A 26,484-nucleotide genomic window follows, 5' to 3' on the forward strand; every position below is an offset into this window, starting at 1 on the left:
ACTTGAAATCTCTACATAAAAAGAGAACATCATTAAACGTACTATATTTAGAAGAGGATACTATGTTAAATATGAGAGCATAGTTCCTCTTCTTTTTTGGTTCATCACCAAAAGACAGGGGGGACATTTAGATAGATGTACACTCCACTCCGAGTGGACGCTTTCCGCGGGCGAGAGCGAGCCTCCTCGGCAAGCCTGCGGGGTCTCACTTTCCTCGCTATTCCCGCAGGAGTCGTCACTCTCCGTTCCGTGTATTGAAAATGATTCACTTTTAAAAAATCAACCCCATGTTACGGTGGTGAACCTCTTTTTTACGTTATTTACTATACATATCCATTTCGATTTTTTTGAAATCTTTGTCTAGCTCTGCCTCCTAGGCCCTCATGTCTAAGAACCTTCCGCACGAGAAGGTAAAAAACACCTTCTGTGTGAAAGAACCTTAGCCAACAGGCCTAAACAGTCGGCTCCGCTTTTCTTTATAAGTCGCTGTTATGTAGAATACAACATGATCGCTACTTGCTTTCTCCTTTTGTTTTCAACCTTGTATATGGTAGAAAAAGGCCCTGGCCGCTTCTAGGCATGGCCAGAAGCTCTCGTCCACCTAAAAAGAAAGAGGGTTTTTATGTCGATTTTTTAATTTGTATTTATATGCATATTCAGAATTTAGAAAATTAGTCTATGATGTAAAAAATATTAAAGGAACGTATTGGGGTCGATAGACAAAGCTTTTTCAACTAACACATGCTTGAATTGAATGGATCTGTTTAAGAAAATTGCTGTTTTATAAATATAGATAATATAGTATGATAAATTGATAATTACGAAATATCAGAAAAGTCAAAGGGAGTTGAAAAATGAAAATTAATAAAAAGGTATTTGAAATAATAGATTCTGTAGAAAACTTAGATGATGGATTTGAAGATATAGTAGAATTATCCATGAAATGTAAGTTTTCTAACTGCACTCATACAACCGAGCCTGGCTGTGCAGTTAAAAAAGCGATTTCTGAGGGCATTTTCTCAGAGGAAAGATTTAATAACTATTATAGAGTTACAAACGAAGCAGAATATGTTTCTCAGCAAAAGAATAAAACTAAGGCTATTGATTATATGAAACAATTGAAACTTTTTCATAGGTCTTAGCTAAGTTTATTCATAATTAATTACACTGCAATACATATAAATTATAAATAAAGAGCAATACATATTTATATGTATTGCTCTTTATTTATTGGGATTTTTTAAAATTTAGGTTTTGATAAATGTATTCTCCTGCTCTTCTTATTATGCAAATTTACGTGTTCTATATGTAAAACGGTCGTTTTTATGAAATAGTTTTGGAAAGACATAGCCATCTAATCCAATACGTCCAGCATTATAACCTGATACTAAAATAAACATAGTTAAAATAATCATATTTGGATTTGTACTTACAGTTCCACTTAATAAGAAAGATAGATTCATCATAATTCCAAAAAATGCAGCTGTTTTTGTTAAGCCACCTAAAATAAGACCAAGTCCTACTAAAATTTCTCCCCATTGTACAAGGAAGCTGAATAATTCTGCATGAGGAAGAGCAAAATGTTGAAGGAAATCAGCCCACCAGCCTTGTACAGCAGGATGATTGCCAGATGCTTGAGCGATTGCCCCTTTTAAAAAGCCGCTTGCATTGAAAGATTGTCCAGTAAGTTTTCCTATTCCGGCAGATAACCATGTATAGCCTATATATAAGCGTAAAAATAGTAATACAAAGGAAGCGCTTTTATTATTTCTTAAGAAATTAATAAACATGAAAATCCCTCCAGATTCGTATGTGAAATTTCTTTATATATTTATCATGTAACTTTGTGAAAGTAATCGCAATGTATAAAGTGTGAACAATTCACATGAATGGATTATTTTGTAGATAATTCATAATTTGTTTATAATTTTTTTTCATATGAGATAAAAACGCCTATATTTTACTTCTGTACACTTTTTTTTATTCATATAGTAATAGCAATTGATAGGATGGAGTTGAATGCCTTGAAAAAAGTACTGTTTCTTGGAGATCCTGGTATTGATGATTCATTGGCAATCATATACGGTTTATTACATCCTGATATTGATATTGTTGGCATTGTAACAGGATATGGAAACGTTACACAAGAACAAGCTACGAATAATGCAGCATATTTATTGCAAATAGCTGGAAGAGAAGATATTCCCATTATTAATGGGGCAAAGATTCCTTTATCAGGAGAATTTATAACATATTATCCAGAAATACATGGACAAGAAGGATTAGGTCCTATTCGTCCACCTGAAACAATTAAGGCAAATGTGAAACCATTTTGTGAAATATTTGAGGTTATTAAAAGGTACAAAGGAGAGCTGATTATCGTTGATACAGGTCGTTCAACAAGTTTAGCAACGGCTTTTATTTTAGAGAAAGAATTGATGAAAAGTGTAAAAGGGTATTACATAATGGGAGGCGGATTTTTTGTTCCAGGTAATGTTACTCCTGTTGCAGAAGCAAATTTTCACGGAGATGCGATTGCTTCGAATTTAGTCATGCAATATGCTGAACATGTTACGTTAATCCCGCTGAATGTAACGAATGAAGCGATCATTACTCCTCATACTGTTACATATATTGCAAAGAATACAAAAACAAATTTTAATAAATTGATTGAACCAATTTTTAATTATTATTACGTAGCCTATAAAAAATTAAATCCCAAAATAGGGGGAAGTCCGATTCACGATGTTTTAACAATGATGGCTGTCGTGAATCCTTCTTTGGTGGAATATGTATATCGTCGTGTTCAAGTTGATGTAGGTGGTCTTGCAAAAGGAGAAAGTATTGCTGATTTTAGACCGCAGCCAAGTGCAGAGGCGATGAAAAATTGGATAAGAATTGGCTGGAAATTACACTACAAACAATTTCTTGAAGATTTTATTCGGATTATGACATAGACAATATGCAAGTTTACAAGTTACAATAGAGGCGATCTGTAAAAAGATCGCCTCTATTGTTTTGAATATGAATTTTATATAATAGATTAAAAGAGAAAATTTAGGAGAGGAATTCCATTTGAGAACAATTGGATTATGTGTGGGGATAATTGGTTTATTCGCATTTATTATCTCAGGTAATTTTTTAGTGAAAAAAGTATGGAGTTCAAATTATGATGATGCGCAGTATGTTGCGTCATTTGTAGAAGAAAATAAAGAGCAAAAAAACAGCTCATTGTTAGTAAAACGAAATGATAAGTTGGTTTATTCTGTAAATCCTAATATTGTATTACCTGTAGCGAGTACGATGAAGCTTATTGTAGCAATGGAATTTACAAAACAAGTAGGAGAAGGAAAAATTGATCCAAATGAGCTTGTGTCATTGGAAGATGTTAATCGTTATTACATTCCAAAGACAGATGGCGGTGCTCATGAAAGATGGCAAAAAGTTTTAATGAAAAAAGGACTCATTGAGGAAAATGCCGTTACGCTAGAAGAAATCGCAAAAGGAATGATGAAATTTAGCTCAAATGCAAATACAGAGTATTTAATGGAGCGTCTTGGTATCGACAATATTAATGCAAACATAAATAAACTGGCATTACCGTCACATCAGCCATTATTTCCGATTGTTGCGTCTTTGTATATTCCGGGATATTTACACAAGGAATTACATGTTCCAAAACAGCAACTGGAACATAAGTTAAAAAACATGTCGCAAGAAGAATATCGCAAATATGCGATGTTAATGCATGAGCGTTTAAAGAAAAAAGGCACGCAGTTGCAAAATGAAATTCCGCTTTTCTTAGGAGAAAAATATGAAAAAATATGGTCTGAAAGGTTTCCGGCCGCTTCTGCGAATGATTATATGATTTTATTAGAGAAAGCAAATCATAAGAGGGATCTTACAAAAGAAGAAGAGAAAGAATGGGCACAACTTGTAGAATCAGATATGCAAGGGAAAAAGTATCGCCAAGTTTTTCGACATGCCGGTCAAAAAAATGGCTATACACCATGGTCTTTATCTAAAGCTGTATATGCAACAGACAAACAGGGGAACTGCACAGAAATTGTCTTTTTGGCAAATGATGTAAATGAAGACGACAGTGCTGAATTACGTAAACATTTACTTAATTTGCATTTTCAAATGTTACAAAGTGATAAATATAAAGCAACTATTATTAAGTAAAACCGATGTGTATGCATCGGTTTTTTTCTTTGGATAAACACATTATTTTAAGTAGTTGGGTATGATGATTAATAATCAATAGACGAGGGGAGCTATTTGAAATGCAGGAGGGGAACAAGGAGTTTTTGCAACGGGAAGGAGTAAGCTTTCCTGGTAAGACATATGCAGATTGTATATTACAGCACATATTCTATTTTCAGAGAAATTATTTATTGGAGGACATGTTTCGTATTCATCATGCACATGTCATTATGTTGGAAGAAGAAGGTTTGTTAAAAAAACAAGATGCTAAGATAATTGTAACGGCAGTAGAAAAAGTAAAAACTATCCCATTAGACAAGCTTGTATATAGTAAAGAGTATGAAGATCTCTTCTTTTTAGTTGAGCATCTGATTCAAAAAGAAGCAAACAGTGATAGTATTAGCAATATGCATATTGGTCGAAGTCGAAATGATATGGGGGTGGCGATGTATCGGATGAGCTTACGACGTTATTTATTACGATACATCGAACATTTTATGTTACTACAAGAGGGTATTCTAGAGCAGGCTGAAGAGCATATGGAAACGATTATGCCAGCATATACGCATACACAGCCAGCTCAGCCAACAACGTTTGGACATTATTTGCTTGCCATTTATGATATGATGGGGCGTGATATGAAGCGGTTATGGAGGGCGTATCGCGCTGTAAATCAATCTCCTTTAGGAGCGGCAGCACTTGCTACAACAAGTTTTCCAATTAATCGAAAGCGCGTTGCGGATCTTCTTGGTTTTTCAAAAGTAATTGAAAATTCATATGACGCGATTGCAAGCACTGATTATTTATTAGAAACAAGCAGCACACTTATGATAATGATGACAAATACAAGTAGATGGCTTCAAGACTTTTTATTATTAGCTACGAAAGAATATAGTGGCATTACAGTTGCAGATCCTTATGTGCAAATTAGCAGTATTATGCCACAAAAACGAAATCCAGTATCCATTGAACATGCAAGATCTCTTGCGAGTAGCATTTGGGGAGAAGCATTTACGGTTTTTCAAATGATTCATAATACTCCATTTGGAGATATAGTTGATACAGAAGATGATTTACAGCCTCATTTATATGAAGGGTTTGAGAAGGCAATTCGAGTTGTTCGTATAATGAATGCGGTGGTACGTTCAATGAAAATTGAAAAGGAAATTTTGCAAAGTCGTGCAAATAGGTATGCAATTACGATAACTGAATTAGCTGATTCATTAACTCGGAAGTATGATGTTCCATTTCGCCGTGCCCACCACGTAGCTAGCTATATAGCAAAATTTTCAGAAGAACAGAAAAAAGATTTACATGAACTAAACCTTGCCGATATTAATGTGTATTTACAAAATGAACTACAGGTGGTACTAGCAGAAGAAGAGTGGAAAGAAATGATTTCCCCTTATTCTTTTGTTGCAAGGAGAAACGTATACGGAGGACCGAGCCGAGAGCAAATGCAACGGATGATTAGAGAAAGAAAAGACAATGTTGCAGGGCAGGAACAAATGTTAAGGGATGTAAAGAAGCAGCTTAGTGAAGCTGAAACACAAGTCAATACAATTGTTACAACTATTGTAAACTCATAAAATGAAGAAGGTTTTCCTTTTTAAGTCGCCAATATATCACTATATATTAGGAAAGAAGAGATTATAGTGATACGACTCCATTATTTTTAGAATCTGAGCAATAGAAAACTCGCTAATAACGAGTTTTCTATTGCTCATCGATACGTATAATGCCACCTTGATCGAAATGATTTGTTTCTAATAATTCAATAACAGCTTTTGCTACATAATCTGGTGAAAGTAAATGATCATTTTCTTTCAAAGTTAAGAAACGTTCAACCTGAATAAAATCTTCTTTTGGTGTTTGTCTAATTTCTGCCTGCATGTTTGTATCTACTACACCTGGTGCAAAAGAAATAACTTTTACTGGGTATTCTTTGTCAGTTTCCTCTAGCGCAATACATTTCGTGAGCATATTTATACCAGCTTTCGTTGTGCAGTATGCTCCCCAGCCGAAGTACGGTTTTTGTCCAGCGCCAGAAGAAATGTTAATAATACGTTTATCTATGTTCCAGCCTTTCGTATGTTTCATAAACGCTGAAGAAAGTAACATAGGTGCTACTAAATTCACATGAACATTTGCAATTAATTGCTCACTTTCTGACCGCTCAAGTGGTTTCATGGGTGCTAACATACCAGCATTATTAATAAGGTGAATAGAAGAAACGTTTGTTACATCAATATTTGAAAAAATCTTTTCCATGAACGATTCAATTTGATGAATCTCCTGTAAATCAAACGAATAAAAATCAAACGGAATAGTAAGGTATTTTGCTTTTTCAATGAGTTGTTCATTTGGTTTACGTGATATAGAAATGAGTTTCGTCCCTTTTTCTAATAATTGCGTGGCAATTGCCTCACCTAAACCGCGAGAAGTTCCTGTTACTATTATATAACGCATATGATTATCTCTCCTTTTCCTATACATGTATTAGTATAAGGCATTCTTTTGTTTAAGCGAAACGAAACTGAACGAAATAATTGCCCCTACATACAATAAAGTAATGCATTGTTTTGAGGGGGAGTAGACATGTACTATGTAAATCCTAACTCGTATAATCAATTATATCGAGTATATGAAGGAACTTATAAACAAGTATCACAAGCGATTTTAGAAGCCATTAAAGGTGAAGCTGCTGCAATTGATTTTTATAGTCGGCTTGTAAAAGAAGCGCCAAATGCGAAACATAAAAAAGATATTGCACATGCATTAGAAGACGAAAAAGTACATTTACAGCAATTTATACAATTGTTTACAACATTAACGGGGAAACAGCCGACGTATCAAGTGATGCAAACGCAATATTCTTCTTATAAAGAAGGGTTAGAACGTGCGTATGAAGATGAACTAGAAGCGTATGAAGACTATCGGAATGCTTATTTACTAACTCAAAACTTAGCAGTTCGAGATGTTTTTTTTCGAGCGATGACAGATGAAATAGAGCATGCCATACGCTTTGGTTTTTTACGATTTTCTTTATCTTAAAACTAGACGATGTTGTCTAGTTTTTTTATCTCTACTATTCGAGGGCAGTAAAACCCCTATATTAAGATTGAGAGAGAAGAGAGAACCCGCTGATGGAAGTTTTACTTTATCAATGAATGAAGTTGCTGAAAGAGGCAGAAATAGATAAAAAATAATATTATGAGGAGATGTTATAAAAATGAGAAATCGAGGCGCAGCAATTATTGTAAAAGAAGGAAAACTAGCTCTTATAAAACGGATTCGGGATAAAGAGGTTTACTATGTTTTTCCAGGCGGTGGAATTGAGGAAGGAGAAACTTCAGAAGAAGCAACAGTTAGAGAAGTATATGAAGAACTTGGGATACATATACATATTAAGCGGCTTGCACAGAAGGTGAACTACAATGGGACACAATATTACTATGAAGCAACATTTGTAGGTGGTACATTTGGTAATGGAAAAGGTGAGGAATATATATATAATGGCAGTGACTGTAACAAATATATTCCGATATGGGTACCGATAAAGGAGGTATTAAATATAAATATTAAACCGTTAGAAGTGGGAGAATATGTATATCGATTATATGGAAATATGTAATTTACGGAAATGTTATAAAAAAGATTGACAGTACCCTCTGATTTCAGTATTGTATTCAGGTATGTGTTTAAATCAGGAGGGTATTATGGAAAAGCAAACTACACATCATGTGAAAATGACAACAGCAGATCCGTCTGCACTAGGTTTATTTGGACTTGCAATGGTTACACTTGTTGCGTCCTCACAAAAACTTGGCTTAACAAGTGGTGTTTCATTTGTATTGCCATGGGCGATCTTTTTAGGAGGTTTTGCTCAATTATTTGCTTGCATTAACGATGCAAAGCACAATAATACATTCGGTACAACAGCGTTTGGTGGATTTGCATTATTTTGGTTTGGTGTTGGTACTTCATGGCTAATTCAACTTGGCGTATTTGGTGAGAAATTAGCAGCAACTGTGGATCCAAAACAACTTGGAGTAGCATTTGTTGGTTACTTAATTTTTAGCTTGTTTATGACAATTGGCGCAATGGAAACACATAAAGTATTATTTACGATTTTTGTACTTATTGATTTCTTATTTATAGGCCTTTCATTTAGTACTTTAGGTGTTATGCCACATGCAATGCATAAATTAGCAGCAATTTCTGAACTGCTTATTTCACTGCTTTCATTCTACGGATCAGCAGCAGCCGTATTAAACATACATTTCGGAAAAGTTGTATTACCGGTTGGTAAGCCATTCGGTATCTTCAAAAAATAACAGCATAAATGAAACAGAAAAGAGCAGTTAAGTATCTGTAGGATACTTAACTGCTCTTTGTTTCGTGAGAAGCAACTGCAGATGTTCCGATAACTTCTGTAATTTTCGAAGCTTCTGCTGGGTGACCGTCAATTGTAACATCCACTTTTTGATTTTTATTAGTAGTTACAACCCAACAGTTTGGAAGATAACGAGATTTATGAGATAAAGTAGAAGGGATATTTAATATATCTCCTAAGGCATACATAGTTGCAGAAGAACCGCCATCCATAGCCATCGCGTTTTCAGCACCCCTGTCATATAAAAGGTCCTGACAATCTTTTAAAGAAGCGCCAATACTGTGAGGTTGTCTACCATCTACGATAAGGAACATAATTGAGCCATCTGTTTTTTGAGCCATAATGCTTCGCGGGCCATATCCCCAGCCACCGTCATTCGTAAGCATTTTTTCACCATTTACGATAAGTTGGGGCATAAAACCAGCTGCAGAAACAACATTTTTATTCAGCAATTGTTGTGCAGAGTAGTCGCCTGTTATCATTTGTCCGTATTTTGTTAAACCGGTGATAATAGCTGGCGTATTATCATTTTCAGGTGTATGAATAATTTGTCCGTTTTCTATCACAATGCCTAGACCAACTTTACCGCCACCATGTCCTGTTTCATCTGAAAAGCCACTTGCATTTACCGCAACAAGTGCATGATTCCGCTTCGCCATCACGTAAATTTTTTCACCAACATCATTACCTTGTGTACCTTGCTGTGTTACAAGTTTTACATTAAAAGGATTACTAATTGTCATGAGTTTGCCTTCAAAATAATGATCCTCATACTTTTTTTGAACGGTTTCAATTTTTACATGGAGCGGCGTATGTTTTTTTGCTTCTAATTGTTGTTTTGTAAATTTTTGAAGCCCATCGGATTGGCTGTTTTTCCATTTTGGATTATTAATTGAATTTGAAATATCATTCAACTCTTGTTGTGATAAAAAAGTGAATTTTGCTAAATCACGGTGTTGTGAAGTTAGGATACTTTCCGCAGCAATTACACGTAATTTATGTCCATACGGCGTACCAAACAAAACACCAGCACCAATTACAATGAAAATAAGCAATAAAATGGAAGATATTTTTATTGCATTTTTTAGATACTTTTTCATTCTGAAAACTCCTCTTAAATAATTCAGCTTTTAGTTTTTGTGGTGCAATCACTTCTTATTTAACTAGCGTAGATTCCTTTACAATATGATGATATAAACAATTTGACAAGAGAAAAATATGAAAGTGTATCGTTAAATCACAATGAAAACGGTCAGATTAATAATGACGGAAGAAATAAGTGAATCTCATTTAGAAAGACATAGACAAAATAGAGGGAAATAAAAAAACAGAGTTTGTGATTCGTTCACGTCATGAATTATATGAAGTAATGGGTGTTAAGGTACCCTTGACATAAATTTTAAAAATAAAAATTTGCATTTATGTTAATAAAGGTGTATAGTGAAGTTAAACCATTTTACTTTTAATACCATAGAGATTTAAATAAGCTGTAACTTCAGAGGGGATAGCAATGTTAAATCTTCTCCAGGTTACAGTTTTTTTATATCTGATGATTATTTGTAAAGTGGTTGAAAATGGACATGTACATTAGGGTACATATTTTAGGAGGATTTTTTCATGCAAAACGGTAAAGTAAAATGGTTTAACGCTGACAAAGGTTTCGGTTTCATCGAAGTTGAAGGTGGAGAAGACGTATTCGTTCACTTCTCAGCTATCCAAGGCGACGGCTTCAAAACTTTAGAAGAAGGTCAAGAAGTTACTTTTGAAGTTGAACAAGGTAACCGTGGACCACAAGCTACTAACGTAGTAAAAAAATAATTGAAGTGAAAGAGAAGGGACTCCCTTCTCTTTTTTAATACTCTAAATATGAGTGGGTGTTAATACATATTGGAAATAAGGGATATACTGTTAAGAAGAGATAAGGAAGAGGTATTGGGTATGTATGAACCAAAGTATTATATTGTATTTGATATTGAACGAAATTTTAGACCTTATCAATCGGATGCTCCAACGGAAATTGTTGATATCGGAGCTATCAAGATTGAAGCAAGTACAATGAGCATCATCGAGGTCTTTTCTTCATTAGTGAAACCAACGGCATCCCTATCTCGTCATACAACAAAGCTAACAGGAATTACAAAACAAGATGTAAAAGGTGCAGAAAAATTTCCGAAAGTAATTGAGCAATTTCGTAAGTTTCTTGGAGAGGATTATATGCTTGTAACGTGGGGGAAAGAGGATTATGGATTTTTAACAGAAGATTGTGCACGATATAATGTGAAATGTCCTAATCTTGAGAAAGAAAGAAGATTTGATTTACAGAGATTTGTATTTCATGCATATAAAGAATTATTTGTAAATCCACCCAGTTTGAAACTTGCAGTAGCACAATTGGCTTTAGAATGGGAAGGGAAACAACATCGCGCTTTCGACGATGCCAAGAACACGGCAAATATTTTTCTCACAGCAGCTAAGCAAAAGGACATTCGTAAACGGTATAAGAGAAATGTGGAGCTCATTCTTGTGAAAAATGGCGTTTTGACTGATAAGGGTAGAAAGAAAATGAAGAGATGGGTGTTTAAAGAGGTAAAGAGAAGTGGACATTGCCGCTTGACATGGAATACATTCATGAAGAGTAAGACATGGGAGAATGTATTAGAACAATATCATTTTGATAATCCAACCTTACTTCTGTTGCAAAATTATTTTAATACTGCTTTAAAGAAAGCTAAACAGCAACTTCAAATATTGGCAGCGATGAATAACCAGAAGTAACCCTCCATTAGAATGTGCTCCTTTTTGACCCTAAAAATAACCAGCAAATGATCAACTGTAAAATGCTCATCCATGCTATTAATAGTAAGGAATCCCCGTTTATCCCGCCTCAAGATGCAGAGAGAAACGTTGTCTAGTTCCAGTGGCTAGAATGTTCGGTGGCTGCGCTGCTTCCTACGAGGTAAAAAACACCTCTACGTCAGAAGCTCCATCCCCCTCACATTCTGAGCGAGCCACTTCCACATTTTCTTCGTTGTCTAGTTCCAGTGGCTAGAATGTTCGGTGGCTGCGCTGCTTCCTACGAGGTAAAAAACACCTCTACGTCAGAAGCTCCATCCCCCTCACATTCTGAGCGAGCCACTTCCACATTTTCTTCGTTGTCTAGTTCCAGTGGCTAGAATGTTCGGTGGCTGCGCTGCTTCCTACGAGGTAAAAAACACCTCTACGTCAGAAGCTCCATCCCCCTCACATTCTGAGCGAGCCACTTCCACATTTTCTTCGTTGTCTAGTTCCAGTGACTAGAATGTTCGGTGGCTGCGTTGCTTCCTACGAGGTAAAAAACACCTCTACGTCAGAAGCTCCATCCCCCTCACATTCTGAGCAAGCCGCTTCCGCTTTTCTAAAGAAGATAGGTGGAGGATCACTGATGGAAGTTTCATTTTATTGAACGCAGTAATTGAATAACCACCGAAAATGGTTCAGTAAATAAGTGAATGAAATAAAAACGAAGAAATCTTCCTATGAATATTTCAATACTAGAAAGAATAATTTTCTTCACTTAACGTTTGATAAAATAGTATTAATTTGTTTAATCATAAGCATGTATATATACAAGTAAAAAACGACATAAAACCTCTTTCTTTTTGGGGAGACGAGAGCATCTGGCCGTGCATAGAAGCGGTCAGGGCCTTTTCCTATCACATGCAGTTCGCCGCCTGTTAAAACAAAGAAATTCCACCACTCATCAACCACTACTCCTTTTTTAAATTAAATCAATTTATAAAAATATATATTAATTTAGGGTACATATGAGAGTGATGAATCATAGAATATGAGATAAAGCGATTACAAAATTACGAAATCCCGATTAAGGAGAAATGAAATGAAATCATACTTCAATAAAAGAAGAGTAAGTAGAAGAGATATAGAAAAATATAAGCTCATTGGGAGTGGGAAGGATGGGGAAGTATATCAATTAAGCCATGATAAGTGTGTGAAAATATTTTTTCTGGAAGAAACTCAAAAAAAAGAGTTGAAAGCTCTTGTAATTGGACAATCATCGTCGATTATTCCACGACTTTATGAATATGGGGAAAATTATATTGTTATGGAGTATATACATGGAATTTCACTTGCACGTCACTTGAAAAGAGAACAAAAAATTACAGAAGAATTAACTGGGAAAATATTAACAATGTTAAGTGAATTCGAAAATTTAGGATTTACCAGATGGGACACGGAAGTGAGACACATTTTAATAAATGAACAAGGTCAGCTAAAAGTCATTGACCATAAGAGAGCTTTTACTTCGAATAGTAAAGTACCTGGTAAGTTATTAAAGGGGTTTCAAAAATTTGGATTGGAAAAGGAATTTTTAAAAGATGTGAAGAAAATACAGCCTTCTGTTTACAATACATGGATGAAGCATCAATAAAAACGAAGTGTCTGGGACTTGATATTTTAATATTAAAACTATACCTGTATTTTTTATTACTTCGTTTCCGAAATTTGTGGACGATACCTGCTTGTATGTGCCTAATTAGCAAGTAACTTTCATCTGTGATAAAAAGTTTTCTTTGTCACAGAGGGGGAAATACACATATAAATATATAGCTGAACTATTGGTTATTAGTAATAAATAAAAACCAGTTTTCCGCTAATGACAGTTTCTTTTTGCAGCATCAATCATAAATTAGGTAGTACAAGGAGTGAAAATACTAATGAAAGAGTGTATTTTAGTCATTGGCGCACATCCCGACGATGAATTATTAGGATTAGGCGGGACTTTAAAAAGATTAGTAGAAGAAGGACATCAGGTAATTTCAATCATTACTGCTCTAGGAAGAAAAGAGGAAGCTCATCACATACAGCAGCTAGGCCGGTGTGCAAATAAGGCGATTGGTATTGAAGAAGTGATATTCCTCCAACATGCTAATTTAGAGTTGGAATTAATTCCATTACACAAATTAACGAAAGAAATAGAACAATTAATAAAAACCTATAAACCAAGCAAAATCTTCACTCATCATTATGGAGATCTCAATATCGATCACCATATTACTTTTCAAGCGGTTTTGACTGCGACTCGCCCTCTACCAAACCAACAACCAATAGAATTGATTACATTTGAAACCGTTTCCTCTAGTGAGTGGAATATCCACACGAATGATAAATCTTTCAAGCCTAATTATTTTGTTAACATTACCGATCAAATGGATTCGAAGATTGCGGCGCTTAAACATTATGATGTAGAAATGAGAGATTTTCCTCATCCTCGTTCATACGAAGGAATTCAATATTTAGGAAGAGTAAGGGGAATGACGATTGGCGTACCATATGCCGAAGCATTCGAAGTGATAAGGAGGATCTGGCAATGAAAAAGAGATTTGAGTTCCCATATCCCTATGTAATCAAAACAATGGATAAATATTTTGGAATTCAATCATTCTCATTACAAAAAAAGAAGAGTGCAGTGCAAGAACGTTATACACAGAAAAAGGTGTCTAAAAAGAAGAATCTTTCAATATTAATTGCTACATTTTGGGACTATCCTCATACTGGGGGATTATCTAATTATATTACGGCACTTAGTGAAGGATTAAGAAAACAGGGACATCACGTCGATATTATCTCTCCTAATCAATTTTCTAAAAGCCGAGTGGAAAAGATGCGTGAAGTAGTTGTTCCGCAATTAAAAAATTTTTTTAAAACGCGTTATGGAAGTTATAATAACACAATTGTCAAAAATCACAGAAATATGTATATATACGAAAGAATGCTACTTGAAAATATTAACTTTAAAAAATATGATATCTTTCATGCGCAAGATTTATTTACAGCTAATATATTAGGAAGAATTAACGAACGCTATGGAAAAAAAATGCTCTTTACACCTCATGGAATGTATACTTTTAATCGGTTAAAGTTTGGCATATTTAAAAAGGGTTCGCTGGAAGAATTCTATCATACGGCATTAGAAAGAAAGGCCATTGAATTTGCTGATCATCTTATTATTCTCAGTGATTCATTTCGCCGTCCATTAATACAGTTGGAGGCAAAACAAAAGAATATGACAACTGTGTTGACGGGTATTGATTATCCTGATAAGTATCGTACAGAAAATACATCATCAGCACATAAAAAAATTGTTATTACATGCGTGGCTAGATTAGGTCCAAGAAAAGGCCATAATATATTGCTTGATGCTCTGTCACAAATGGAAAGGAAATATACAGATAATGTAAAGTTGCTCATTGTCGGAGATGGTGAGATGAGACATACGTTAGAAGAGCAAGTTAATAATTTGAATCTTTCCATGGTAGAGTTTTTAGGAGAAAGAGATGACGTTCCGGACATTTTAAGTAAAACTGATATTTTTGTACTACCAACTTTAAATGATAGCCTACCTATTTCTATTATTGAGGCCATGCATAGCGGAATTTGTGTCATATCGACGCCATCGGGAGGTATACCTGAACTTGTTAATCACTCTAAGACAGGTATCCTTGTTGAGGCAGGAGATGCAAATAAACTGGCGCGGGCATTGAAATATGTCATTGGAAATCAACAGGCTAGGGAGCAGTTAGGTAAAAATGCAAGAAAGTTCGCTAAGAAGTATTTAACTAGAGAGACAATGATAGCAAATATCGAACAAATCTACAAAAAGTGTTTAGATGAGGAAGGATTCTATGAATCATGAACATGCAGCAGTTGTTCTGGATTTAAGTGCTAATGGAATTGGAATTATTAGAAGTTTGGCGAGAAAAGGAATCAGTGTTTATGCATTTGACGTAGAGAAACCTTATAAAATAGGAAAGTCACGCCTTGCTTCATGTGGAGTATGTCCAAGTCCTTTATCTGAAGAAAAAGAATTATTAACTTTTCTAGTCAACTTGGCTAAAGGATTTAAATTGAAACCTGTTTTGTATACAGGTGCGGATGATTATGTAGTATTTATTTCAAAATATCGAATGGAACTGTCTAACTACTATTTATTTTTGTTTCCTGAACATTCGTTGATTGAGGAAACATTAAATAAACATAAAATGTATGAACTGGCAACTAAGCATAATATTCCGTGTCCGAAAACGTATGAGATTGAGACGGAAGAACAATTGGAAGAAGCGATAGTAAGCTTTGATTTTCCGTGTATATTAAAGCCGGTTCTGGGTCATGAGTTTCGAAAAAAGATAAACCAAAAGGCAATTCTTATACAAAATCCAGACCAACTTAGAGATGAGTATAAATCGTATCAACAGCACGGAAAGCTTATTCTTCAAGAAATTATTCCTGGTGACAATCAATGTTTTTATAAAGTTGCTACATTTTATGACGATAACATGGAGCTACTAGCATTATTTTCTTTACAAAAGAATCATCAATTCCCAGCTGAATTTGGAACAGGAGCTCATATCGTTAGTAAAGAAGTTCCAGAATTAGTAGATATATGTTTACCCTTTTTTAAAAATATTAATCTTAAAGGTATTGCTATGGCAGAGTTTAAAAAGGATCCTCGTGATGGCGTTTATAAGTTTATTGAAATAAACCCTCGTTTTTGGTTAACTCACAGTCTGACAGGACCTGCCGGCATCGATTTTGTTTACATGTATTATTTATATTTAACGAAGCAAAACCCAGCGCCAAGACTTAAACAAATAGATGGTATCAAATGGATCTATCTTGTGCGGTATTATTTAACATTCCGCTATAAGAAAAAAAGAGCTGAAATGACGTTGAAAGATTTTTATGAAGGGTTGCGCGGTAAAAAAGAATATGCTTTGTTTGCATGGGATGATCCAATGCCGTTCATCAGAAGCACATGGTCTCATTTGAAAAACGCCTGGAAACGAAAGCGAAAGGAATGAACACATTGTACGAGGTAAAAACATTATCCCGTCATTTTGAAAAGTTAAAAATTGCAGAAAAACTCTCTTATTCAATGGATAAGAGAGTTGCAATTGATCCCGATAAAATAGAGTGTTTAAAATCAACAAGACGAAGTAGCATTTACAAAATATTTATTCAATCAAAAGCTGAGTACTATCCTATTGTTTTAAAAATATATAATTCAGCAGATTACAAAAATGAAATAGAGATTAATATGTACGATAGAGCATATCCTATATTGAAAGAATTTCTTCCTGAAATATATCATATTGAACAAACTGGAAATGAGACATGGATATTTATGGAGTTTGTACGTCAAATACGCGGTCAGATTACCTTCTCCCCGAAACATTTTGATTACATTATTCCTGCTGTTGCTAAACTTCACGCACACACATTTGAAGACAATATTAAAAAGCATAAAGATGTTTGGAAATATTGGCTTCCTATTTATGAATCGAGCCGCATGAGGAGTGATCGAACTAGAAACATTGAAAAGACGATTGATTTTCTCGACGATGGAATGAAAGACGACCAGTTAAGGGGAATTATTAAACCTTATTATAAATCGCTAGTAAAACTATATAATAGGGGACCAGATTTTTTCCCGGAACTATTTAAAAATGGTTCATCGATAACGCATGGCGATCTTCATTTACAAAATATTTGCAGTAATAATGTAACGTTACATGCACCATGGAATATCCAGTTTATCGATTGGGAGTCAACTAAATATGCACCTGTCTGGTTTGATATGGTTGTTCTAGTTGAAATATTATTAGGTTTCAGAAAAGATTGGCAGAACAATGCAGAAGAAATTCGTACACATTGTGTGGAAGTATATGCAAAAGAAATGCAGAAGAATGGCATAAACTTTAAAACAAAGCCAATTGACCTTTATAAAATGGCGTATTTGCAGAGAACATTAGAAAAGGGATTGCATACCCAATTGCGAAGAATATTTGATAACCGCGGCGGTGAATTATTGCCGTATCATCTTGAAAAAATTTCTACTTGGGGAAGCGAATTAGGTTTATAGCATATACAACTTTTATCATTAACTAAGTTAGGAGGAGATGCTTCTGAATACAACAAGGGAAGAGCGAAATGAATGTAATTCCCCTTTCCATACGAGTCTACTAAAAATCATGGATGAATACTATCAAATAGATCATAAAAAGGATCATATAATCGAACCGTTTCAGACGTTTGGAATCAAAAAAGGTAGTATACTAAGTAACACAAATAAATTAAAAATTCTTTATGTAACATTTTTGAAATATCCTAATACAGGGGGATTATCAAACTATATTACTTCTTTAAAAACAGGCTTTGAAAAGTATGGTCATGACGTAGATGTCATCTCTCCTACTCAAATGACGGCAGTTCATTTAGAGCAAGACATTCCGAAGGATGCAAAATGCGCAAGAGATTTTATGTTACAACGATATGGTATAGTGAATGAAAAAATTATAAAAAACACGAGTTTTTTGAATGTGTTTAAGTCTTTCTTAAGAGAAAAAAGCCTAGAGCAATATGATGTGTTTCATGCACAAGATTTATTCTCTGTCTTTTTATTAGGACAACTAAACCTAGAATATAAGAAACCACTTTTTTTTACACCGCATGGGCATTTTACAAAAAGTCGATTAAAATTTAATAAAATAGAAAAAGGATCAATTGAAGAAGCGTATTTCAGTGAAATTGAAAAACAGGGAATAAGAGCGGCTGATCAAATCATAACGATCAGTAATTCCTTTCATCCTCCTTTAAAAGATTACGGGGCAAAGACAGAACAATTGATTACTGTTCATACAGGTATACATTTTCAGCAAGATTTTATGTCTAAACAGGAGTGTAATAATAATCTTGTAATTTCCTGTATTTCCCGCCTTTCTCCTAGAAAAGGTCATGATATTTTTCTAAAAGCACTCTCGCAAATTCAACAAGATTTATCTAATGTAGAGGTATGGATTGTTGGTGATGGTGTCATGAGAGAAAAGTTAGAAAATCAAGTCATACAGCTTGGTCTTGACAATATTAAATTTTTTGGCAGAAGAACAGATATCCCAGAAATTCTTTCATCTTCTGCAATCTATGTTTTACCTACCATTAACGATAACTTTCCAATTTCAGTTATTGAAGCTATGTTTTCTCGTCAAGCTATTATTACAACAAACTGCGGCGGTATACCAGAAATGATTCAAAACGGAAAAACAGGGATCATTTGTGAACCAGGCAATGTGCAACAGCTTGCCGATGCTCTTAAATTGCTTTTAACGAATAAGGATTTGCGTGAACAATTAGGAAGAGAAGCTCAGGTCTATTCACGACAACACTTAACTCAAGATGTAATGGTTTCAAAGATAGAAAGAATCTATTATTCTTTTATGAGCAATATTTAGAACCTGTATATATAAATCCATTTTAATTTTTGACATATAAGTTGCTGTTATACAGAATACAACATGACCTTTTAACCGCGTATGTGGCAGAAAAAGTTCTATGCACGGCCAGATGCTCTTGTCCTCTCCTAAACAGAAAGGGGCTTTTATGTCGTTTTTTAATTTGTATATATAGAGAGTGCGTGTATAAACTGTACAGTTTAATAAAAAGACCATGAAAAATCAAGCACTAAGAAAGATGGTTTCGGTATTCTACCGGAGCCATCTTTCTTAGTTTCCACTGATAATGATTATAGTTATAGTGGTTTTAACTGTCACCTCAAGAGTCACTAATGTGTCACACCGCTTATCGTATTGACTCATGTCAAAATCAGTTACAAGATGGTCTATCTCAATTAAAACAAATGATGGAAGATATCGATAAAACAACTGATACAATTCAACAATCTAAAACATCTTGGTAGTTTATTTTGTTTGGAGAAAATAAATGTTTTATTGAAGGTGATTTCTTGTACAGATTTTACTTTTCATGATAATGATGGGATTTTTGTAAGTATAAAGAGGGATTTCTCAAAAGTCGGGTTCACCGACTTTTGAGAAATGACCAATATATTTAATATATCCTTTTAAAAAAGGAATCCAAAACAGGATCAAATCTTCTTTAAGATGAGTAAAAAGAAAAAGGAAACCTTTATTTATAGATTTAAGAACATAGATTTTGGTCACAAAAACGTTTTAAATCATGTTTATGGTATCTATATATCTTCTTTTAAACCATGCCCATACTGTTGTTTCTTCTCAATACGCTCAATCACATCCTGAAGCTCATCCGGCTTCAAAAACTCAATCGGAGAGAAGCCTTTCTCAAACGTAAGTGTATCCACTTCAATCATTAGGACATATTTGTCATTCACCTTCGCAATATGAATTTGGTCTCCAAAATCCGCAAGCAACGCTTTCACAGAAATATGGTCTGCTTTTAGCTTTAATTCTATCTCAGGGGTATGCTCCACAATTTGTGCCGTAGCTTCCATAACTTCTTCTGTTGTGAAATGTTCCATAATTTCACGCTTTGGACTCGCAGCCCATACTTCCATCGCTTGGTCGAATTGTTCCCGTTCTTCTGTACCTTCTTCAAAAACGTCTTCGATTTGGTCGTATACCATATCCATTACTTGTGTTTTCATAATTTCAGGCATAGAGCGCTCGTACTCGACAAATTTTAAGAAATCTTCGAAGTAGCGGGCGTGTGATGCTTGGTGGATTTTTAGTTCACCTACTTCCACGATGCCTTCTTCTGGCATGTATGGGTATTGGATTGACTTCATGTTTTTCGTTGTGATTGCCATTTCAACATTTCGAATTAGCGTTGCTTCATCAGAAATAGAAGCAACCTTTGGCTCGAAGTCACATTTCAATATAAAGACGAACGGATCGTCGAAATATTTGCGAAGCTTTGCTTGGACAACGAGAAATACACCGCCGCGTACAGCGCTTGTATCAATATACGTATAGATGAGTGGTTCATTTGTATCTTTAAATGTTTCTTTCGTTTCTGCAAAACGAATGCGGTTGAAAAGGTTGTAGTTCGGGTTAGAATCGAATTCATGCCCAACTTCAACAATGAAGCGGCCAATTTTTGTTGGGACTTGTTCGCTTTTTGGGTGACGATCTACTTTTCGTTTCGAAATTTTTAATAATTCACCGTCTAGAAAGTCTTTTAATGGACTGTCTTCGTATTCTTCAGCATCTAATGTTTGAAAATGTTTATAGCGTTTGTCTGCTTGTTCACCTTGTCCATCTACTTGTACGACGTAAAAGGAAAGAAAATTTATTTCAAAATCCATGATTATCACCTTGTTTCATTTCGTTAACTCTTTTCAGTATAGAGATGGAGAAAACATTCGTCAATTTAATAAAGTGAAACTTTAATCAGTGGGGGGGGCTTCATCCCCCACTGATTATTAGCCCTCCCAATCGGGCGCATGCCAGCAGTTTATCTCCCACCGAACATTCTAGCCACTGGAGCTGGACAATACTTTCGCTGAATTTTGAGGTGGGAGTATTACTGCCCACGAATAGCGGGATAAAGTAAAACTTCCGTCAATGAAGCCTCCATATGTGTAATTGTGAATGATTGACAGGGCGAACACATATGTATAGAATATCTCGTTTTTTTAGAATCATTATTCATTACATTTTTACGTAATATTGGTATAATAAAATATCGGTTGTATAAAAATTGTCTCATTGTATAATTTGGTATATAATGGATGGAAAAGGTTGGTTAAATTTTTAGCAGAGTTAAGAAATTTTTAAGGAAATATATGTAGACTTTTGTGAAAGAAAAGAGTAATTTAAAATATGGAGAAATATTCTATATATATCCACTTTAATTTTTCAACATCTTTGTCTAGCTCTGCTTCCTAGGCCCCCATGTCTAAGAACCTTCCATACAAGAAGGTGAAAAAACACCTTCTGTGTGAAAGCACCTTAGCCACCGGGCCTAAACAGTCGGCTCCGCTTTTCTTTGTAAGTCGCTACTATGCAGAATATAACATGACCGCTACTTGCTTGCTCCTTTTTTAAAAACCTTGCATGTGGCAGGAAAGGGCCTTAATCGCTTCTATGCATGGCATGGCCAGATGCTCTCGCCCACCTAAAAAGAAAGAGGGCTTTTATGCCGATTTTTTAATTTGTATTTATAGAGTAATACATAAAATTTATATTAAGAAGTAATGTAATTATACATACATAGAATTGTTTGAAATGGAAAAAAAGATAGAGAATAGAAGGAGAGAGTAAATTGTTGCGTAAGTTTCGAAGTTTAGTATTAGGTACATTATGCTTAAGTGTAGTTAGCGGATGCAGCGGGAAAGTCAGCGAAGTTGCGTTAGTAAGCGGGGCGGGGGATCATGCTGTAGAAGCAAAAGCAGAGGTAAATAAAAGTATAAGTTTAGTAGATGGTAGAACTGGAAAAGAAGTGAAAAATATAGACTTAGCAAGTTTAGGTTATTTCGAAGATGAAAAGACATTTAAAAAAGAGGTTGCTAAGGTTGTTAGCGAGATTGCAAAGAGTGTAGATACAAAGATGGTTCCTTCTCGTATGAAGAGTGACGGTACATGGGTAGAAGGAAAGCCTTCTTACGAATTAATGGAAAAAGAGTTAATAGATAAGTTGATGAATGCCGGAATGTGGGATTCTTCTTATCAGTTGCCAATTGTAGAGAAAAAGCCTGTAGCAACACCAGAGAATGGAAAGAATAATGGAACAGTAATAGGGAGATTTGAAACGAATTTAGGGGGTTCTACTGGTGGTAGAATAGAAAATATCCGTTTGTCTTCAAACACTGTCAATGGGGTGGTATTAGGAAAGGGAGATAGATTTTCCTTTAACACTTTAGTAGGAGATACAACACCTGATAAAGGGTATCAGTTAGGGAAAGAGATTGTAGATGGTAAACTAGTTGATGGATACGGCGGAGGTGTATGCCAAACTTCTTCGACATTGTTTAACGCTGCAGATCAAGGTGGATTAAAAATGGTAGAGAGATCGACTCATTCCAAAGAAGTAGGGTATGTACCTAAAGGCAGAGATGCGACGATTGCATATCCGTATTTAGATTTAGTATTCGAGAACACAAGCGATAACCCAGTGAAGCTTGTCATGTTCATAGATGGTCAGAAATTAATCGCAGAGGTACATGCTGTATAGGTATTTTATTCTTTTTAGGAAACTTTTTAAAAAGATGTGAATTGAAATAAATAGCTGAATGATGATGAATAAAAAAGGTGCTTCTTGTGTAAGCGCCTTTTTTTTTCATATTTTAAAGCTTTTTGTATAAAGTGAAACTTTAATCAGTGGGGGGTTCTTCATCCCCACTGATTATTAGCCCTCACCAATCGGGCTTTTACGGGCAGTTTATCTCCCACCTAACTTCTCTGCTTTACCGAATTTTGAGGTGGGAGTATTACTGCCCACGAATAGCGGGATAAATGTATCGTTACTTCATGCGCTATAGTTCAATCCAATATCTTTTTATAACATTCCCATCTTCTTCGATATAGTTTGAATCAGGTATACCACCATTTTTGATATAGGTTTTTACTAATGAAACGTTCATTTGTATAATTTTTTTATATATAATATTTATAATATTGACATAATTAAAATGTTATTTACATTCTCAAAATAGTTATAAAGAAGAGGTATAATGGAGTTTTTTGTCTTTTTAAGTTTTAGTAAAACATTATGTCCATGTATTATGAATGATAGATTTTGAAATATTCTCTTTTTCTACGAAATTATTGAGAAAATCTTTCATTTGTTAGGTTTGTATAAAATGGAAAGGTAAAATATTATCTTCTATAGAATTATTCGTACGTTCGAAATAATTTTAAAATTGGGGGAGTGATAGTTTTGTTGAAAAAAGTTGTCGCGGTTGCAACTGCAATTCCTTTGGTTTTTGGTATTATGTCCACTGCTTCGGCAGTAGAGGAAACACAAGTAAATGTACAGGCCGTTCCGCCTCAAGTGCAGGCAACCGAATATTTAAAAGCGAATGCTGCGCAGTATGCTTTGAAGTCGGATTTGTCAGACCTGCAATATGTTTCTACGACAGATACACAGGTGGCATCTTATGTTAGATTTCAACAAACAGTAAATGGAGCTCCTGTATTTTCTAGACAAGTAACAGTTACGCTGAATAAAGAAGGACAAGGTGTACTAGCAGTTTCAGATTACCTTCCTGTACAGAGTGTCAAACAAATTAAGCAAAAGCTGAGTGAAAAGGAAGCTGAAGGTAAATCGACTCAGTATATTGAGGCAGAAGATACAAGTTTATGGGCTCCGACTACACGTGAGTTTGGATATATAATCGAAGAAGGTGTGGCAATTCCAGTGTATCGAGTTGTCATCCATTCTCAAAAGCCGCTTGGTGCTTGGGAAACATTTATTGATGCGGAAAATGGAAAATTACTTAAGAAAAAAGATTTAAACCGAAAAGCAGAAGGACAAGGGAAAGTGTTTCTACCAAACCCTGTAGTAACAAATGGAGTTTTAGCTGGATTAGCAGATAATAATGATGCAGACTCGACTGCTTTGAATAATCAATTGAAAACAGTTACTTTAAAAGGGCTGAATGGATCAGGATATTTGGCTGGTGATTATGTAACAATTTCATCAAAAGTGAAAACATATTCCGCATCTCTTCAATATAATTACACACGTTCAAATGATAGATTTGAAGATGTTATGGTATATTATCATATTGATACCTTGCAACGATATATACAACAACTAGGATTAAGTAATATTAACAACCGTTCTATTAAAGCAAATGTGAATACATCTACAGCAGATAATTCTTTTTATTCTCCTTCGACTAAGGCACTGACATTCGGTTCTGGCGGAGTTGATGATGCGGAAGATGCAGGGGTGATTGCTCATGAATATGGTCATTCTATTCAAGATAATCAAGTTCCTGGATTTGGGAATTCTTCGGAAGGCGGAGCAATGGGAGAAGGATTTGGAGATTTCTTAGGAGCTACTTATGAAGATGCTGTATCAGATACAGGTTATGGAAAAGCGTGTATTGGAGAATGGGATTCGACTTCTTATTCCAATACGAATCCAACTTGCCTTCGTAGATTAGATAACAACAAAGTGTACCCGAAAGATATTGTAAATGAAGTTCATGATGACGGCGAAATATGGTCGCAAGGTGAGTATGATATGGCGCAGGCTTTTGGACGAGATATTGCGACAAAAATTATTTTACAATCGCATTGGTCTCTTACTCCTAATGCTACGTTCCGTGACGGTGCGAGAGCAATTAAGCAAGCGGATGCCCTTCTTTATGGAGGAGTGCACGGTGCAGAAATTGATCGTATTTGGGCAGCGCGAGGCATTAGTACAAACTAGAAAGATAATAGTGAGAAAATGCAAAATGTAAAGGGAATTGAGCTGAAAATCTAGAAGGTAAGAGGATATCGACATCTGTTGATATCCTTTTATATATGTTTGAATTAGAAAAAATATCGGGTAAATTTATTGACAACAAACATTAATGTAACTAAAATAGTTACATTAATGTTTGTTATTCTATATTCTTGTGAAGTGATGCAGGTGAAAAGGATATATGTAATTTGAAACATAATAAAATGAAGCTTCTAGTAATGGGAGTTTGCTTCATTCTGCACGCTGATGCGGGAGAAAAAGGGAGGTTATATGATTGCAAACAGAATTACAAATGAAAGTACAAGTTGCAAAAGATAAGCGAATCATTTTAGCTATCATTCTCGGAAGTTTATCTGCAATTGGGCCACTTTCTATTGATATGTATCTTCCGGCTTTTCCGGCTTTAACAGACGATTTGCATGCGACAAGTGCACTTACGCAGCTAAGTTTAACTGCATGTTTGTTAGGAATTGCGTTAGGTCAATTGTGGGTCGGTGCATGGAGTGATCGCCAAGGAAGGAAAAAACCAATTGTAATCGGCCTTGTTATTTATGCGGTTGCGTCATTATTATGTGCGCTAACACCGTCTGTATGGGTACTAATTGTATTACGTTTTATTCAAGGTGCAGCTGGTTCGGCGGGGATTGTACTTTCGCGTGCGATTGTGAGAGATTTATACACAGGATCAGAGCTTACGAAATTCTTTTCTACTTTAATGTTAGTAAACGGAGCTGCTCCAATCTTCGCACCTATTATTGGGGGACAAATTTTAAGCTTTGCTTCTTGGCACTGGGTATTCATTGTATTAGGTATATTAAGTGGACTTATGTTATTAAGTGTTATTTTTATCATGCCAGAAACATTGCACGAAGAAAAAAGAACCGCAGGTGGATGGGGAGAGAGCCTATCTCATTATAAACGCTTATTAAAAGATCGTGTATTTATGGGATATGCACTTTCGCAAGGATTTATTACAGCAGCGATGTTTGCGTATATTTCAGGGTCACCGTTTGTGATTCAAAATATTTTTGGTGCTTCGCCGCAATTATATAGTTTATTTTTTGCGATTAACGGTTTTGGTATCATTATTGCATCGCAAGTTACAGGGCGTTTGGCAGGAAGAATGAATGAACGTACTCTATTAGTAACGGGACTTTTTTTAGCATTGTTTGGAGGTATAACTCTTCTTCTTCTTATTTTATTGGCACCTTCTTTAATAGGGGTGTTAATCTGCTTCTTTATGATTGTTTCTAGCGTCGGGATTGTTGGGACGACTGGATTTACGTTAGCGATGGAAAATCAGCAAAAAGCAGCAGGAAGTGCTGCAGCTTTATTAGGGCTGTTACCTTTTATCTCTGGCGCTGTAGTAGCACCTTTGGTTGGGATTCAAGGAGAGCATACAGCTGTACCGATGGGAATAACAATTGTTTGTTGTCATATTGGTGCAATGCTTAGCTTCATTATTTTAACGAGACGGAAAAGTATTGAAAAACTTTAATACAATAATGAGATAAAAAGAATAAATTTTGTACATGTCAAAGAGCAATTATATTAAAGTGGAAACGCCATCATGAAAGGATGAATCAACATAGTGAATATGTTGATTCATTTTTTATTTAAACATCATTTTAAAAATT

24 protein-coding genes and 1 pseudogene are annotated in these 26,484 nt (G+C 35.1%); 19 read left to right on the forward strand and 6 right to left on the reverse strand.

Features of this window, described 5'->3' with window-relative positions; translation table 11 throughout:
- The first annotated feature begins 854 nt into the window (after positions 1-854).
- Positions 855-1,142, forward strand: coding sequence for a ribosome small subunit-dependent GTPase A (locus WAZ07_RS11490; protein WP_336472548.1), 288 nt, complete (start codon positions 855-857; stop codon positions 1,140-1,142).
- Between the two features lie 141 nt (positions 1,143-1,283).
- Here the strand turns inward: WAZ07_RS11490 and WAZ07_RS11495 are convergent, their stop codons facing one another.
- Positions 1,284-1,790: a DoxX family protein gene (locus tag WAZ07_RS11495; protein WP_336472549.1), complete on the reverse strand. Its 507-nt coding sequence runs from the start codon at positions 1,788-1,790 to the stop codon at positions 1,284-1,286.
- A 219-nt stretch (positions 1,791-2,009) separates the two neighbouring features.
- Between WAZ07_RS11495 and WAZ07_RS11500 the strand changes: the two genes are divergently transcribed.
- From WAZ07_RS11500 to argH, 3 genes are all read left to right on the forward strand, one after another.
- Complete coding sequence (locus tag WAZ07_RS11500) at positions 2,010-2,957, forward strand: nucleoside hydrolase (RefSeq protein ID WP_336472550.1); 948 nt, start codon at positions 2,010-2,012, stop codon at positions 2,955-2,957.
- Between the two features lie 127 nt (positions 2,958-3,084).
- Positions 3,085-4,185 carry a serine hydrolase gene (locus WAZ07_RS11505; RefSeq protein WP_396547778.1) on the forward strand — a complete coding sequence of 367 codons (1,101 nt, stop codon included), beginning with the start codon at positions 3,085-3,087 and terminating at the stop codon, positions 4,183-4,185.
- Between the two features lie 101 nt (positions 4,186-4,286).
- Positions 4,287-5,795 (forward strand): argininosuccinate lyase, encoded by a 1,509-nt coding sequence (gene argH / locus WAZ07_RS11510; RefSeq protein ID WP_336472551.1) that lies wholly within the window; start codon positions 4,287-4,289, stop codon positions 5,793-5,795.
- A gap of 127 nt (positions 5,796-5,922) precedes the next feature.
- On the opposite strand, the gene WAZ07_RS11515 is transcribed toward argH, so the two are convergent.
- Positions 5,923-6,675, reverse strand: a complete 753-nt coding sequence (locus WAZ07_RS11515) for a (S)-benzoin forming benzil reductase (protein WP_336472552.1) — start codon at positions 6,673-6,675, stop codon at positions 5,923-5,925.
- A gap of 129 nt (positions 6,676-6,804) precedes the next feature.
- On the opposite strand from WAZ07_RS11515, the gene WAZ07_RS11520 reads away from it, so the two are divergent.
- The 3 genes from WAZ07_RS11520 (at position 6,805) to WAZ07_RS11530 (ending at position 8,543) form a co-directional block, all read left to right on the forward strand.
- On the forward strand, positions 6,805-7,260 hold the full coding sequence (locus WAZ07_RS11520) for a ferritin-like domain-containing protein (RefSeq protein WP_336472553.1): 456 nt from the start codon (positions 6,805-6,807) through the stop codon (positions 7,258-7,260).
- A 178-nt stretch (positions 7,261-7,438) separates the two neighbouring features.
- A complete protein-coding gene (locus tag WAZ07_RS11525) occupies positions 7,439-7,840 on the forward strand; it encodes an NUDIX hydrolase (protein WP_336472554.1) in 402 nt (133 codons plus the stop codon).
- Positions 7,841-7,925: 85 nt separating this feature from the next.
- Positions 7,926-8,543, forward strand: a complete 618-nt coding sequence (locus tag WAZ07_RS11530) for an acetate uptake transporter (RefSeq protein ID WP_020062103.1) — start codon at positions 7,926-7,928, stop codon at positions 8,541-8,543.
- Between the two features lie 46 nt (positions 8,544-8,589).
- Here the strand turns inward: WAZ07_RS11530 and WAZ07_RS11535 are convergent, their stop codons facing one another.
- Positions 8,590-9,702 carry a phosphodiester glycosidase family protein gene (locus tag WAZ07_RS11535; protein WP_336472555.1) on the reverse strand — a complete coding sequence of 371 codons (1,113 nt, stop codon included), beginning with the start codon at positions 9,700-9,702 and terminating at the stop codon, positions 8,590-8,592.
- A gap of 517 nt (positions 9,703-10,219) precedes the next feature.
- On the opposite strand from WAZ07_RS11535, the gene cspD reads away from it, so the two are divergent.
- Both cspD and WAZ07_RS11545 read left to right on the forward strand, forming a co-directional pair.
- Positions 10,220-10,420 carry a cold-shock protein CspD gene (cspD, locus tag WAZ07_RS11540; protein ID WP_020062101.1) on the forward strand — a complete coding sequence of 67 codons (201 nt, stop codon included), beginning with the start codon at positions 10,220-10,222 and terminating at the stop codon, positions 10,418-10,420.
- A gap of 120 nt (positions 10,421-10,540) precedes the next feature.
- Complete coding sequence (locus WAZ07_RS11545) at positions 10,541-11,377, forward strand: exonuclease (protein WP_336472556.1); 837 nt, start codon at positions 10,541-10,543, stop codon at positions 11,375-11,377.
- Positions 11,378-12,032: 655 nt separating this feature from the next.
- Here the strand turns inward: WAZ07_RS11545 and WAZ07_RS26235 are convergent.
- Positions 12,033-12,155 (reverse strand): DUF1361 domain-containing protein, encoded by a 123-nt coding sequence (locus WAZ07_RS26235; RefSeq protein WP_396547708.1) that lies wholly within the window; start codon positions 12,153-12,155, stop codon positions 12,033-12,035.
- Between the two features lie 324 nt (positions 12,156-12,479).
- On the opposite strand from WAZ07_RS26235, the gene WAZ07_RS11550 reads away from it, so the two are divergent.
- The 6 genes from WAZ07_RS11550 to WAZ07_RS11575 all read left to right on the forward strand — a co-directional run bounded on the left by WAZ07_RS11550 (position 12,480) and on the right by WAZ07_RS11575 (position 18,888).
- A complete protein-coding gene (locus tag WAZ07_RS11550) occupies positions 12,480-13,031 on the forward strand; it encodes an AarF/UbiB family protein (protein ID WP_336472557.1) in 552 nt (183 codons plus the stop codon).
- A gap of 286 nt (positions 13,032-13,317) precedes the next feature.
- Positions 13,318-13,974, forward strand: coding sequence for a PIG-L deacetylase family protein (locus tag WAZ07_RS11555; RefSeq protein WP_336472558.1), 657 nt, complete (start codon positions 13,318-13,320; stop codon positions 13,972-13,974).
- On the forward strand, positions 13,971-15,296 hold the full coding sequence (locus WAZ07_RS11560; protein ID WP_336472559.1) for a glycosyltransferase family 4 protein: 1,326 nt from the start codon (positions 13,971-13,973) through the stop codon (positions 15,294-15,296). Before WAZ07_RS11555 ends, WAZ07_RS11560 begins: the two co-directional genes overlap by 4 nt.
- Positions 15,286-16,461, forward strand: coding sequence for a carboxylate--amine ligase (locus tag WAZ07_RS11565; protein ID WP_336472560.1), 1,176 nt, complete (start codon positions 15,286-15,288; stop codon positions 16,459-16,461). The genes WAZ07_RS11560 and WAZ07_RS11565 overlap by 11 nt, the downstream gene beginning before the upstream one ends.
- A gap of 5 nt (positions 16,462-16,466) precedes the next feature.
- A complete protein-coding gene (locus WAZ07_RS11570) occupies positions 16,467-17,522 on the forward strand; it encodes a phosphotransferase (RefSeq protein WP_413788884.1) in 1,056 nt (351 codons plus the stop codon).
- 37 nt (positions 17,523-17,559) lie between these two features.
- The gene (locus WAZ07_RS11575) at positions 17,560-18,888 is read left to right on the forward strand and encodes a glycosyltransferase family 4 protein (RefSeq protein WP_336472562.1); all 1,329 of its coding nucleotides are present in this window, start codon (positions 17,560-17,562) and stop codon (positions 18,886-18,888) included.
- 229 nt (positions 18,889-19,117) lie between these two features.
- Here WAZ07_RS11575 and WAZ07_RS26240 read toward each other — a convergent pair.
- Positions 19,118-19,186 (reverse strand): annotated as a pseudogene (locus WAZ07_RS26240) (IS3 family transposase); the annotation flags it as partial.
- A gap of 34 nt (positions 19,187-19,220) precedes the next feature.
- On the opposite strand from WAZ07_RS26240, the gene WAZ07_RS11580 reads away from it, so the two are divergent.
- Positions 19,221-19,352 (forward strand): hypothetical protein, encoded by a 132-nt coding sequence (locus tag WAZ07_RS11580; RefSeq protein ID WP_336472563.1) that lies wholly within the window; start codon positions 19,221-19,223, stop codon positions 19,350-19,352.
- 291 nt (positions 19,353-19,643) lie between these two features.
- On the opposite strand, the gene WAZ07_RS11585 is transcribed toward WAZ07_RS11580, so the two are convergent.
- The gene (locus WAZ07_RS11585) at positions 19,644-20,735 is read right to left on the reverse strand and encodes a DUF3900 domain-containing protein (protein ID WP_336472564.1); all 1,092 of its coding nucleotides are present in this window, start codon (positions 20,733-20,735) and stop codon (positions 19,644-19,646) included.
- Positions 20,736-21,694: 959 nt separating this feature from the next.
- Between WAZ07_RS11585 and WAZ07_RS11590 the strand changes: the two genes are divergently transcribed.
- The 3 genes from WAZ07_RS11590 to WAZ07_RS11600 all read left to right on the forward strand — a co-directional run bounded on the left by WAZ07_RS11590 (position 21,695) and on the right by WAZ07_RS11600 (position 26,345).
- Positions 21,695-22,603, forward strand: a complete 909-nt coding sequence (locus WAZ07_RS11590; RefSeq protein WP_336472565.1) for a VanW family protein — start codon at positions 21,695-21,697, stop codon at positions 22,601-22,603.
- A 759-nt stretch (positions 22,604-23,362) separates the two neighbouring features.
- Complete coding sequence (locus WAZ07_RS11595) at positions 23,363-24,811, forward strand: M36 family metallopeptidase (protein ID WP_336472596.1); 1,449 nt, start codon at positions 23,363-23,365, stop codon at positions 24,809-24,811.
- Between the two features lie 328 nt (positions 24,812-25,139).
- The gene (locus tag WAZ07_RS11600) at positions 25,140-26,345 is read left to right on the forward strand and encodes a multidrug effflux MFS transporter (protein ID WP_336472597.1); all 1,206 of its coding nucleotides are present in this window, start codon (positions 25,140-25,142) and stop codon (positions 26,343-26,345) included.
- Positions 26,346-26,484 lie beyond the last annotated feature (139 nt).

This window comes from Bacillus bruguierae (assembly GCF_037104725.1).
GTDB classification, from domain to species: Bacteria; Bacillota; Bacilli; order Bacillales; family Bacillaceae_G; genus Bacillus_A; species Bacillus_A bruguierae.

What these genes read in the sequence shown, in the direction of transcription:
- WAZ07_RS11490 (WP_336472548.1), top strand. Translation starts at nt 855, where the DNA reads ATGAAAATTAATAAAAAGGTATTTGAAATAATAGATTCTGTAGAAAAC.
- WAZ07_RS11495 (WP_336472549.1), bottom strand. Translation starts at nt 1,790, where the DNA reads ATGTTTATTAATTTCTTAAGAAATAATAAAAGCGCTTCCTTTGTATTA.
- WAZ07_RS11500 (WP_336472550.1), top strand. Translation starts at nt 2,010, where the DNA reads ATGGAGTTGAATGCCTTGAAAAAAGTACTGTTTCTTGGAGATCCTGGT.
- argH (WP_336472551.1), top strand. Translation starts at nt 4,287, where the DNA reads ATGCAGGAGGGGAACAAGGAGTTTTTGCAACGGGAAGGAGTAAGCTTT.
- WAZ07_RS11515 (WP_336472552.1), bottom strand. Translation starts at nt 6,675, where the DNA reads ATGCGTTATATAATAGTAACAGGAACTTCTCGCGGTTTAGGTGAGGCA.
- WAZ07_RS11520 (WP_336472553.1), top strand. Translation starts at nt 6,805, where the DNA reads ATGTACTATGTAAATCCTAACTCGTATAATCAATTATATCGAGTATAT.
- WAZ07_RS11525 (WP_336472554.1), top strand. Translation starts at nt 7,439, where the DNA reads ATGAGAAATCGAGGCGCAGCAATTATTGTAAAAGAAGGAAAACTAGCT.
- WAZ07_RS11530 (WP_020062103.1), top strand. Translation starts at nt 7,926, where the DNA reads ATGGAAAAGCAAACTACACATCATGTGAAAATGACAACAGCAGATCCG.
- WAZ07_RS11535 (WP_336472555.1), bottom strand. Translation starts at nt 9,702, where the DNA reads ATGAAAAAGTATCTAAAAAATGCAATAAAAATATCTTCCATTTTATTG.
- cspD (WP_020062101.1), top strand. Translation starts at nt 10,220, where the DNA reads ATGCAAAACGGTAAAGTAAAATGGTTTAACGCTGACAAAGGTTTCGGT.
- WAZ07_RS11545 (WP_336472556.1), top strand. Translation starts at nt 10,541, where the DNA reads ATGTATGAACCAAAGTATTATATTGTATTTGATATTGAACGAAATTTT.
- WAZ07_RS11550 (WP_336472557.1), top strand. Translation starts at nt 12,480, where the DNA reads ATGAAATCATACTTCAATAAAAGAAGAGTAAGTAGAAGAGATATAGAA.
- WAZ07_RS11555 (WP_336472558.1), top strand. Translation starts at nt 13,318, where the DNA reads ATGAAAGAGTGTATTTTAGTCATTGGCGCACATCCCGACGATGAATTA.
- WAZ07_RS11560 (WP_336472559.1), top strand. Translation starts at nt 13,971, where the DNA reads ATGAAAAAGAGATTTGAGTTCCCATATCCCTATGTAATCAAAACAATG.
- WAZ07_RS11565 (WP_336472560.1), top strand. Translation starts at nt 15,286, where the DNA reads ATGAATCATGAACATGCAGCAGTTGTTCTGGATTTAAGTGCTAATGGA.
- WAZ07_RS11575 (WP_336472562.1), top strand. Translation starts at nt 17,560, where the DNA reads ATGCTTCTGAATACAACAAGGGAAGAGCGAAATGAATGTAATTCCCCT.
- WAZ07_RS11580 (WP_336472563.1), top strand. Translation starts at nt 19,221, where the DNA reads ATGTGTCACACCGCTTATCGTATTGACTCATGTCAAAATCAGTTACAA.
- WAZ07_RS11585 (WP_336472564.1), bottom strand. Translation starts at nt 20,735, where the DNA reads ATGGATTTTGAAATAAATTTTCTTTCCTTTTACGTCGTACAAGTAGAT.
- WAZ07_RS11595 (WP_336472596.1), top strand. Translation starts at nt 23,363, where the DNA reads ATGTCCACTGCTTCGGCAGTAGAGGAAACACAAGTAAATGTACAGGCC.
- WAZ07_RS11600 (WP_336472597.1), top strand. Translation starts at nt 25,140, where the DNA reads ATGAAAGTACAAGTTGCAAAAGATAAGCGAATCATTTTAGCTATCATT.